The organism is Drancourtella sp. An12, assembly GCF_002160935.1.
Classification (GTDB): domain Bacteria; phylum Bacillota; class Clostridia; order Lachnospirales; family Lachnospiraceae; genus Sellimonas; species Sellimonas catena.
In genome coordinates, this window is sequence record NZ_NFLO01000035.1 from 1 (window position 1) to 10999 (window position 10999).

Below are 10999 nucleotides of genomic sequence, written 5' to 3' on the forward strand. Positions count from 1 at the left end.
CTCCATGGAATGTCTCCAAACGAGTACTATAAATATATTAAAACCAACGAGTTACCATCAGCATTTAAGCTGTTATAAAATCCAGACAAAAAATTTTTCGGATGTCCTTGACAAGGGGCTCACTTTAGATTTGGACTACAGCTAGTTCAGCAAAAAAGTTTGTATTAACCGTACGGTTTCTAAAATAAGACAGCATTGTCGTGATTCAAACGATACTATGCAGAAATGGAAGGGGAAATGATATGACAGGTATCAAAGAAATGCTGCTGAAGGAACAGGACAGATTAGAAAAGATTCTTTCCAAAACGAGGAAACAAGTAAAAGATGCTCCGCCGGGATCCTTACGCCTGTCTAAAAGCAGTGGGTGGATTCAATATTATCACTGCATGCCGGGAGAAAAGAGAAATGGAGCATATATTCCGAAAGCCGATGAGGAACTGCCGCAAAAACTTGCTCAGAAAGCATATGATGAAAAAGTGTTGAAACTTGCCGAGAAGAGACTGGGCCAGCTAAAAAGGATCACAAAAGATTATGAGGATGATGAAATAGAAAACCTATTCATGAAGGAACATCCTGAAAGAAGAAAATTGATTTGTCCGGTGGAGCCATCATGGGATCAGCAGATACAAGAATGGGAATCCGGAGAATATAAGCGGAAAGAATTCCGTGAGGGTACACCTGTAATCATGACTGACAAAGGGGAGAGGGTGCGGTCGAAATCAGAGAAGATTCTGGCCGATTATTTCTACAGAAAAGGAATTCCGTATAAATATGAGTGTCCGCTCTATCTCAATGGTTTTGGCACTGTTTATCCCGATTTTACATTCCTGTCTAAAAAGACCGGAAAGGAAATTTACTGGGAGCATGATGGGAAAATGGACAGCCCGGAATACGCTGAAAATGCGGTCAGAAAAATCAACGCATACGAAGAAAATGACATTTTCCCGGGCGAAAGACTGATCCTCACATTTGAGACAGGGAAAACAGTTCTGAATACAAAACGAATCGAAGAGCTCGTCGCCAGATATCTCATCTAAACTATAAAACAATCACAATCCTGTGATTTTTCCCTTGAAGAAAGCCAAAACTACCAAAATATGATACGATGGAACAAGAAAGACGGGAGGGAAAAGGATGCAGACATTATTGATTGTAGAAGATGATTTTGATTTGAATCATGCCATCTGCCTGGTGTTGGAAAAAGAGGGATATCGCGTTTTTTCAGCGTCATCCGTGGAAAGTGCCAAAGAGATCTGCCGGAAGGAAGAACTCCAGCTGATCATTCTGGATGTCAATCTGCCGGACGGGAACGGATTTTCTTTCTGCGACTGGGTAAACCACGAGAAAAAAACTCCGGTGATGTTTCTGACTGCCAGAGATCTGGAGGAGGACGCTCTGGCCGGATATGACATGGGAGCCGTGGATTATGTGACGAAGCCGTTTTCCATGAAAATTCTTTTGAAAAAAATCAGTATTATCCTGAAACATATGATTCCGGATGATTCGAAAGAGTACGATGATGGATGGCTGAAAGTGGATATCGATGGTGCAAAAGTCTTTGCGGGAGAGGAAGAATGTCTTCTTACACCGACAGAATTCCGGCTTCTGCGCCAGTTTTTGATGAATCGAAAGCAACTGCTCACCTATGATGTGCTGCTGGAACGATTATGGGACGGTGGAAATCAGTTTGTCGATAAGCATGCGCTGGCAGTCAACATCAACAGGCTGCGCGGGAAAATCGAGGATGAAGAGCACAAATATATTTCAAATGTATACGGGATGGGATATCAATGGATTGGAGCATAATACTGGCGGGTCTGATGACAGCGGCTTTGCTTGTTCTTGGGCTTAAATATATCAAATTAAAAAAGGATGTACTGACTTTTGAAGGAAAGCTGGAACGAAATATGGATGCGCTTCTGTCGGGGAGAGAGCCGGATACGACAGAAGAAGTGGAAGATACCTTGTTTGGAAAATGCAGTGTCAGAATGAACCAGATTGGACGGATCTGGAAGCAGAAAGAGGAAGAAAACCGGGCAAGCAGGGAAGAACTGAAAAGCCTGATTTCCGATATTTCCCATCAGACGCGAACCCCGCTTTCTAATATAAAGGCATATCTTTCCCTTCTGCGGGAAGAGACGCAGCCGGACCGTCAGGAAGAATTCCTGAACAGTCTGGACAAGCAGGCGGATAAGCTGGAATTTCTTCTCCAAAGCATGGTGAAAATGTCCCGGCTGGAGACGGGGCTGATTCAGGTGCAGATGAAAACTTCTGATTTGTGCACTACAATCCGGAAGGCGATTGAAGAAATTGTTCCGGCGGCTGCGGGGAAACAGATCGCACTTTATGTAGAGTGTCCGGACAGACTGCGGCTCGTTCATGACAGTAAATGGACGGAAGAAGCGATTTTTAACGTTTTGGATAATGCTGTGAAGTATACGCAGCGGGGTGGCGAGATTCATATCAGTGTGACCAGACAGGAGATTTTTACGAAAATCAGTATTCGGGATAATGGAAAAGGTATTGCGCTGGAACGACAGGCAGAGATTTTTAAACGCTTTTATCGGGAACCGGAGGTGCACGAAGAGCCTGGAATCGGAATCGGCCTCTGTCTCACAAGAAAGATTCTGGAACTTCAGAACGGATACATCGAAGTCCGATCCCAAGAAGGCGAGGGATCTGTTTTCTGCCTTTATCTTCCGGAAAGTCCGGAGCAGAATGTGGAAAATCACAAAACCGAGAATATTACGGAATGAGACAGGTTTGTGATTTTTGACAGATATCCTTTAAGTGTAGATAAAAATGACAGCAGAAAGTGAGGAGGGTATCTATGAGTCAATGGATGGTAGAAGCAAAAGGTTTGAAAAAGTATTACAGGCTGGGGGAACATATTGTTAAGGCGCTGGACGGTGTGGATTTTACAGTAAAAGAGCAGGAATTTGTGGCGATTGTCGGGAAATCGGGCAGTGGGAAAAGCACGCTACTCCATATGCTGGGCGGGCTGGACGTCCCGACGGAAGGAAGCGTCTGCATAGACGGGAAAAATCTGGCCGGAATGAATAAGGAACAGTTGACGGTATTCCGGCGCAGAAAGGTTGGATTTGTTTTCCAGAATTATAATCTGGTGCAGGATTTGAATGTATACGAAAATATCGTACTGCCGATTGAACTGGACGGGCGCCCGGTGGACAAAAGATTTATGGAAGAGATGTTGGATCTTCTCAAGCTTCAGGAAAAGAAAGAAGCACTTCCGAGCAATCTGTCCGGCGGCCAGCAGCAAAGAGTCGCCATTGCGCGGGCGCTTGCATCAAAACCGCGGATTCTTCTTGCCGATGAACCGACCGGAAATCTGGACAGCGCATCCGGCCATGACGTGCTGGGGCTTCTGAAAGTGGCTGCAAGACAGTTCCGGCAGACCGTGATTTTGATTACCCACGATATGGACATTGCCCAGATGGCGGACCGGATTGTCCATATTGAAGATGGAAAAATCGTGAAAGAAAGGGGAATTCACGATGAAAAATAATAACGGGAAAATCATTTCCAGACTGGCCAAAAGTGCGCTTGCAAAAAACAAAAGAAAAACGCTTACAATGTTTTTCGCTGTTTTATTGTCCGCCTTTCTTCTTTTCAGCGTGCTGACAGTCGGAGTGACTTATTTTAAAATGCAGAGGATCCAGAATATCCGAATGAACGGAGCTAAGTTTGATGCGATTATGTATGGAGTGACGGAAGAGCAGCAAGAATTCTGCGACGAAAACGAAGATATTCTACGGACCGGAATCTGCGCGGTGTCGGGATATGTAGAGGCGACAGACAAGGACAATACACCAAACGTCGGACTGATGTGGGCGGATCCGACGTTCTGGGACACCATGATGGAACCGGCCCGGACATCTGTAGAGGGAGAGTATCCGAAACAGGAAAATGAAATCATGGTGACGGAGAAGGCACTGGAAGAATGTGGCTATGGCAATCTCGATATAGGTGATACATTTCGAATGACGGTCGGAACGCCAAAAGGATCGTTTGAAAAAGAGTTCCGGATTTCCGGAAAATGGAGCGGCTACGGTGAGAAAAAGATATTTTATGTCTCCCAAAGTTTTTATGAAGCGTCCGGCTACCAGGTTTCGGATGTTGCCTCCGGCCGGTTTTATATGGATATCCGGCAGAAGCTGATGACGGAAAAAGAGCAGAATGCTCTGATTGAGGATATGAATCTTGGAAAGCAGCAGAGAATGTTCTTTTCAGAGGATATGAGCTTTTCGATCTCCATTGTGACGGGTATGATCGGGCTGGCCGCCATGATCTGTCTGTGTGCCTATCTTCTGATTTATAATATCATGTATCTGTCAGTGGCAGGAAATACAAGGTATTACGGACTTCTTCAGACGATTGGAATGACAGAACGTCAGATTTACAGCATGATTTACCGGCAGATGGCGGTAATCGGAGGGGGCGGCGCTGCATGCGGAATCCTTCTCGCGTGTGCAGTATCCTTTTTCCTGATCCCTTTTGTGGTAGAGTCGCTGGGAATCCGGACCGGGCAGGCAGGACAGGTACAGATTTCCTTTCATCCGCTGATTTTTGCGCTTACCATTCTGATTGTGGGGATAACGGTAATGGCGGCGGGAAGGAAACCGGCAAAGATTGCGGCAGGATGTTCTCCGCTGGAAGCGATTGGCTACCGGCCGCAGAAGAACAGAAGCTATTCCGGCAAGACCGGAAGAGGAAAGGTGCTGTGGAGACTGGCAAAGAAACAAATCACGAAAGAGAAAAAGAAGACAGGAGTTGTGATGGTTTCTCTTGCATCCGGGCTTTCGATATTTCTGTGTCTGGCAACTCTTTTTTCCAGTCAGGGAGCAAGAGAATATACATCCAATTCCATGGATCTGGATCTGGTTGTACAAAATGACACGATTCGGAAAGAAACACAGGAGGAAAGGAAAGCGGTTCTGGATGATTCCGCTTTGGAGAACATGAAGCAGACACAAGGTGTAAAAAATGTACATCCGGTCTTTTTTGCGGAGATCATTGTGCCATGGGAACCGGAGTTTTCCGACATGTGGATGAAAGAATTTTATGAAATGTGGATGACGATTCCTTATGAGGATGAGAAGAAAGAATATCAGGAACATCCTGAAAATTTTGGCACTTCCATGATCGGGATCGATCAGGCCGCATTTGAAAATCTGAATCAGGCGCTTGCAGAGCCGGTGGATGAAGAAGCATTTATGCGAGGCGATACCTGCATTTTGTATCGGGACGGTCTGGATTTTACAAGTTCGGATGTCGAGGGAAAAGAGGTGACCTGCGCAGAGTATTCCAATCCGGAACATACGAAGACATTTTCCATTGCAGGCCTGACGGATGACAATTACTATACGGCGCTGGTTGGATATCCGCCGACCATCATTGTCTCAGAACAGGCGCTCAAAGAATTTGCGGCAGAACCAATGCTTTTTAAGATGGGGATCTATTATGAGGAAACATATGATCAGGGGACAGAAGACCGGATTCTTGGAGAACTGGAAGGACTTTCCGGATACAGAGATTTATCGATGGAATCCAAAATTGATCTGATGGAAACGATCCGGGAGGCACAGGGAAATATGATGCTGGTAGGAACCGGGCTTGTGTTTATTCTGGCACTGATAGGTATTATGAATTATATTAATACTTCAATCAGCAGTGTGCAGAACAGGCTGGTGGAACTGTCAGTTATGGAAAGCATCGGAATGACTGACCGGCAGATGAAATGGATGCTGCTTCTGGAAGGATTGCTTTACGCAGCAGGGTCCCTTCTGATTACCATGACTGCCGGACTTGCAGTAACCTATGGAACCTTCCAGTCCATGAATTACCGTGGCGCTCCATTCGCCGTACCGGTTTTACCTCTCGTATGCGGAATTGCAGTCGTATTTCTGATTTGTATGACAGCACCTTTTATTGCGTGGAAGAAAATGGTAAAACAACATTCCCTGATAGAACGAATTCGGGGATTTGAATAACGAGACGAGTTAAGCAGGCAGACAAACTGGATATTGACGATACAGGCAAAAGGGATTAACATTAACTTATCATTTAATGTTTTGTATAAAACTAAAGGAAATTGAGGTGAAAAGCATGAGGAAGGAAGCCGGCAGGGAAGAATGGAAAAAACTATATGATGTGGCGACCAGAATCAGGGAATTGAAGCCGTGGGAGGACTTTTGGGATCTGGATCTGATTTGCCTGAGAGAAGGAGAAAAGGAGGATGCAGCCTTTGTCAGCATTCTTGGAAAAGGCGGAGAATATTATGGGATTGTTGTATATGAGGGGTACAGGGATCTCAATACGTTTATGATGATGCTGAATCAGGAAGCACTCAATTTGTCAACGGAGTTTGTAATGGGAAATCAGAGCAGTCTGGCCTGCTATTGGGGAAACAGAGAAGAGCTGACGGAAAAAGAGAGAGAAATCATCAAAGATACAGGATATAAATATCGTGGGAAAAATCAGTGGCTCTATTTCCGTTCCTATAAAGAAGGCTATTATCCATATCAGCTGAATCAGGACGAAGTGCATCGGATGTGCTATTATCTGGAGCTTCTGGAAGAGGCGGTTCTTACATACCGCAGCGAGGAGGTAAATGTAAACTTCCGGGGTGGAGAAATGTATGTGTATTCCATAGATCCGGATACGGATAATCATTACTGGGGTGCGGAAGAGCTTCCGTTTGTCTCCTTTAATTACCGGAGTCTGAAACTGAATGATGCAGAAATCATAGAGACGTTAAAAAATGTACCAAATAATCGTTACGTTCTTGAAATGGATGTGGCATATCAGGCCGCAAAAATCAATGACAAAAGCTACGACCGTCCGGGAAGTATGAGAATGATTGTGATAGCGGAGGCCAGGACAGAGCTGATTATGAAAGCGCAGATTCTCGGGCCGGAGGAGGATCAGCTGGAATCACTGGCAAACAGCCTGATCGAGTTTATCGGACAGTTTGGCGCACCGAGAGAGATCCGTGTCAGCAATATTATTGTAGAGGCGGCGCTCGAAGAGCTTTGTGAGATTACTGATATCAAGTTGAGACGGGTGAAGCGGCTTCCGGTCATTGAAGACTTTATGAATGGTATGGGAGAACGGATGCGATGAGGATGAATGAGACAGGGTTTTATGCCCTGTCTTTTCTGAATCTCTGAGATTGTGAAAGGACAATCCGAAAAAGACAAAATATTCTGAAAATAAATATTGCAAAAGGAAATAATAAATTAATAAAGAAAATATAGATAAATATATTGACAAAACGAAATTATGGTGCTATTATATAACCATAAAATAACAGACCAGAATTGTAAGACGGACGCGAGCCGTAAACATTCAGTTGTTATTTCCTTTCAACACAGGTGTTGGACGTTCCGAGAAAAATACAGGCGCTGAGTATCGGGACATCAAGTTTATGAAAGAGAGGTACAGACCACCAAAAACGTAAACTTATTTACCAAAATGAAATCCGGAAGAAAGAGGTAAACGAATGATTGAAGAATCAAAGTAAAGACGGGTGCTGATATTTAAAGTATTGGTATCCGTCTTTACACGTGGTATCAGAGGAGTGGAAGCGTCAAACCGCTTCTTTTTTTGTTGGAAATTTGTGCCTGTCCGGTGGGGGTGAATGGATGACAGAGAAGGTATGAAAATTTACTCAGGCATGGTGGAATCTCTTGAAGTGTTAAAAGTGATAAAGTATAATAATTGCATGGATCCGTTTTAAAAACGGAAGAAAGGATGCAGAAATGAGAAATTACTGGGATTGGGAAAGATTCGGAGAAGACATCAGGAGAACTGTTCAGGATGCCGTAGATTCGATGGATTTCAGAAGTCTGAATCAGACGATTACCGATACGATTAACAGTGCGGCGGGAAGCTTCAGGAAAAATTCAGGGAGCGCCAGACAGAGTGCAGGCGGAGAGCAAAGCACAAAAAAAGACTGGGCAAAAGTAGACTTAAGCAAGCTGAAGCGGCCGGTACTGTACGCCGGAACCGGAGGTAAGAAAGCAGCCGGCATGGCACTTTCCATTACAGGACTTGGAATTGGAGCAGTGTTTTTGCTTGGGTTCATTTTCACCGGTCTGACTATGCTTTTGCTGGAGCAAAATGCAGGCCTTACGTTTGGGTTTGTTACGCTTCTGATATTTACAGTGATTTTTGGAGGAATCGGGGCGGCCGGGCTGAAGAAGCTTGGGCGTGTAAGGCGTTTTCAGAGTTATCTCTCTGAACTGCAGGGAAAAGAATACTGTAATGTAAGCGAACTGGCCAGACGGACAAGGAAAAAGGAGAAAACCGTTTTAAAAGATCTGGAATGGATGATCGAAAAGCGCTGGTTTTTACAGGGACACCTGGATGATACAAATACATGCCTGATTACAAGCAACGATGCTTATGACGCGTATCGGGAGCTGATGCAAAAGCAGCAGGAAGCCCGAAAGAACGAAGAAGAAGAGAAAAAGAAAAAGGCATGGGAAGCGAAAACAAGGGAGGAGGAGCGTGCCAGAAAGAGGCAGCAGATGGATCCTCAGATCCGTACCGTAATCGAGACCGGGCAGAACTATATCCGGAAGCTGAAAGAGTGTAATGATGCGATACCGGGAGAAGTTGTATCCGAAAAGATTTCAAGGATGGAAGAGCTGACAAAGCGGATCTTTGAAAGAGTGGAGCAGGACCCGGATGCGGTGGATGACATTGAAAAGCTGATGGAATATTATCTCCCGACGGCGGTGAAACTGCTGGAAGCATATGAGGAGCTGGATCACCAGCCGGTACAGGGTGAAAATATTCTGAACTCTAAAAAAGAAATCGAAGATACACTTGATACGCTGAATATCGCATTTGAGAAGCTTCTGGATGACCTGTTTCAGGAAACAGCCTGGGATGTTTCATCAGATATTACTGTGCTGAAAATGATGCTGGCACAGGAAGGACTTACAGAAGACGATTTTAAAACAGGAGGGAAATCATGAGTCAGGATTTAAAAGATTTACAGACAGGTCCGGTATTGACCCTGGATCCGTTTCAGGATACGAAACAGGAGATCAAACCGGAGGAAAAAGAAGAGCCGGTTATGGATGAAAACGTATTGACAGACGAAGAGCGGAAAATGGCAGAGCAGTTTGCAAACCAGATCGATCTGACGAATTCGACCATGATTCTCCAGTATGGAGCCGGAACACAGAAAAAGATGGCCGATTTTTCGGAGACGGCGCTTGATAATGTGCGGACGAAAGATCTTGGCGAAGTGGGAGATCTTTTGAGCGGCGTTGTACAGGAGCTGAAAAATTTTGATGACGAGGAAGAAAAGGGATTTTTCGGCATTTTCAAAAAGCAGGCAAATAAACTGCAGAATCTGAAATCAAAATATGCAAGTGCAGAGACGAATGTCAATCAGATTTGCAAAGTACTGGAAGGGCATCAGGTTCAGCTTATGAAAGATATTGCCCTGCTGGACAAGATGTATGAATTAAATCTGACCTATTTTAAAGAATTGACCATGTATATCATGGCCGGAAAAAAGAAACTCAAAGACGTAAGGGAGAAAGATCTTGCAGAAATGAAACTGAAAGCGCAGAGAAGCGGTCTTGCTGAAGATGCGCAGTCGGCCAGAGATCTGGAATCCATGTGTCTGAGATTTGAGAAAAAGATTCACGATCTGGAGCTGACAAGGATGGTATCCATCCAGACTGCGCCGCAGATTCGTCTGGTACAGAATAATGATACAATTATGGCAGAAAAAATCCAGTCCACGATTGTCAATACCATTCCGCTCTGGAAGAGTCAGATGGTACTTGCCCTTGGTGTTGCACATTCCAGACAGGCAGCAGAAGCACAGCGTGAAGTGACAGATATGACGAATGAGCTGTTAAGGAAAAATGCAGAGACTCTGAAGATGGCAACGGTAGAAACCGCAAAGGAATCCGAAAGAGGCATTGTAGATATGGAAACGCTCAAAGCGACCAATGAATCACTCATTTCTACTCTGGATGAAGTAATGCAGATTCAGGAAGACGGGCGTAGAAAGCGTCAGGAGGCAGAAGTAGAACTGCGAAAGATGGAGCAGGAATTAAAGGACAAGCTTCTTCAGATCAGATAATAAATAAAAAAGGCGTCCGTACGAATAAAAGTGCGGACGCTTTTTGTGTGAAAGCGAAAGACTGCTGACCGTATTACTCGGCTGTACAGACTTCGGTACGACTCTTTCTTTCGAAAATCATGCGGAAAATAAAGCGCACAAGCGGGCCGCAGAAGAAAATCTGCCAGAAAAAGGCCATCGGGAAATTGCAGACAAATGTCTGAAGCCATACCGGAATAAATTCAACACCGGGATGTTTAAAAATCACAGTGGCCCAGAAGCTCATGATCGGGCACATGAAAGCGACGGTGACGCTCGCTCTGGCAAGCGTGACGAAAATCGGTTTATCTTCGCCCGGGGTTACAAGACGGAACGCAATCTTTGGCACAATCCGGTCGATAAAGAAGAAGCCCGTCACAAAGCAGATCGGGTAAATAATGACCATCTCACGAAAGGCATAGAGAATACCGGCATTTGTCAGTCCGCGCATACGCAGGCCGGTATTATAGAGTTCCATTGCTGCAACCATGAAAAAGGTCATCAGCAGTCCATAGATTACTTCTTGAAATTTTGTTTTTGGCATAATCAGTCCTCCTTAATTCATTTCAATGAAAAAGGCGTTAATCCACTGAATGCACAATAGACTACGCCTGGAAGACTTATTTCTATTTTGGCTGATTAAAGCCCTTTCCTTGTTTAGGTAACTATAAGATTTATTTGTACGTCGATCCGTACGCTGATGATTATAGCAAATTTAGATTTAAAATTCAAACAGAAATTTTTCTCATAAAAACAGTAGAAAACATGTGATGAAATAAAAAAGAAAAAAAGATAAAAAAGTTGTTGACATTTATAAGCCTGGATGATAATATATAACACGTTCCGCTG

Annotated in this window: 9 protein-coding genes; 8 read left to right on the forward strand and 1 reads right to left on the reverse strand. The window is 44.4% G+C overall.

The features are described 5' to 3' along the window. Positions 1-242: 242 nt before the first annotated feature. From B5E64_RS17460 to B5E64_RS17495, 8 genes are all read left to right on the forward strand, one after another. Positions 243-1037, forward strand: a complete 795-nt coding sequence (locus tag B5E64_RS17460; RefSeq protein WP_087169701.1) for a hypothetical protein — start codon at positions 243-245, stop codon at positions 1035-1037. Between the two features lie 97 nt (positions 1038-1134). After that, positions 1135-1806 carry a response regulator transcription factor gene (locus B5E64_RS17465; RefSeq protein WP_087169702.1) on the forward strand — a complete coding sequence of 224 codons (672 nt, stop codon included), beginning with the start codon at positions 1135-1137 and terminating at the stop codon, positions 1804-1806. After that, on the forward strand, positions 1791-2756 hold the full coding sequence (locus B5E64_RS17470; protein ID WP_087169703.1) for a HAMP domain-containing sensor histidine kinase: 966 nt from the start codon (positions 1791-1793) through the stop codon (positions 2754-2756). Before B5E64_RS17465 ends, B5E64_RS17470 begins: the two co-directional genes overlap by 16 nt. Before the next feature lie 74 nt (positions 2757-2830). Beyond that, positions 2831-3526, forward strand: coding sequence for an ABC transporter ATP-binding protein (locus tag B5E64_RS17475; RefSeq protein ID WP_087169704.1), 696 nt, complete (start codon positions 2831-2833; stop codon positions 3524-3526). Next, positions 3516-6011: an ABC transporter permease gene (locus tag B5E64_RS17480; protein ID WP_087169705.1), complete on the forward strand. Its 2496-nt coding sequence runs from the start codon at positions 3516-3518 to the stop codon at positions 6009-6011. Before B5E64_RS17475 ends, B5E64_RS17480 begins: the two co-directional genes overlap by 11 nt. Before the next feature lie 115 nt (positions 6012-6126). Further along, positions 6127-7143, forward strand: coding sequence for a hypothetical protein (locus B5E64_RS17485; RefSeq protein WP_087169706.1), 1017 nt, complete (start codon positions 6127-6129; stop codon positions 7141-7143). Between the two features lie 638 nt (positions 7144-7781). Beyond that, positions 7782-9005 carry a 5-bromo-4-chloroindolyl phosphate hydrolysis family protein gene (locus B5E64_RS17490; RefSeq protein WP_087169707.1) on the forward strand — a complete coding sequence of 408 codons (1224 nt, stop codon included), beginning with the start codon at positions 7782-7784 and terminating at the stop codon, positions 9003-9005. Continuing rightward, complete coding sequence (locus B5E64_RS17495) at positions 9002-10132, forward strand: toxic anion resistance protein (RefSeq protein WP_087169708.1); 1131 nt, start codon at positions 9002-9004, stop codon at positions 10130-10132. The genes B5E64_RS17490 and B5E64_RS17495 overlap by 4 nt, the downstream gene beginning before the upstream one ends. A gap of 73 nt (positions 10133-10205) precedes the next feature. Here B5E64_RS17495 and B5E64_RS17500 read toward each other — a convergent pair whose 3' ends face one another. Continuing rightward, on the reverse strand, positions 10206-10694 hold the full coding sequence (locus tag B5E64_RS17500) for a DUF2798 domain-containing protein (RefSeq protein WP_087169709.1): 489 nt from the start codon (positions 10692-10694) through the stop codon (positions 10206-10208). Between the last annotated feature and the right edge of the window lie 305 nt (positions 10695-10999).

Bases quoted from the DNA above. Each gene is read 5' to 3' on its own strand.
- B5E64_RS17460 (WP_087169701.1), top strand. From the start codon at position 243: ATGACAGGTATCAAAGAAATGCTGCTGAAGGAACAGGACAGATTAGAA.
- B5E64_RS17465 (WP_087169702.1), top strand. From the start codon at position 1,135: ATGCAGACATTATTGATTGTAGAAGATGATTTTGATTTGAATCATGCC.
- B5E64_RS17470 (WP_087169703.1), top strand. From the start codon at position 1,791: ATGGATTGGAGCATAATACTGGCGGGTCTGATGACAGCGGCTTTGCTT.
- B5E64_RS17475 (WP_087169704.1), top strand. From the start codon at position 2,831: ATGAGTCAATGGATGGTAGAAGCAAAAGGTTTGAAAAAGTATTACAGG.
- B5E64_RS17480 (WP_087169705.1), top strand. From the start codon at position 3,516: ATGAAAAATAATAACGGGAAAATCATTTCCAGACTGGCCAAAAGTGCG.
- B5E64_RS17485 (WP_087169706.1), top strand. From the start codon at position 6,127: ATGAGGAAGGAAGCCGGCAGGGAAGAATGGAAAAAACTATATGATGTG.
- B5E64_RS17490 (WP_087169707.1), top strand. From the start codon at position 7,782: ATGAGAAATTACTGGGATTGGGAAAGATTCGGAGAAGACATCAGGAGA.
- B5E64_RS17495 (WP_087169708.1), top strand. From the start codon at position 9,002: ATGAGTCAGGATTTAAAAGATTTACAGACAGGTCCGGTATTGACCCTG.
- B5E64_RS17500 (WP_087169709.1), bottom strand. From the start codon at position 10,694: ATGCCAAAAACAAAATTTCAAGAAGTAATCTATGGACTGCTGATGACC.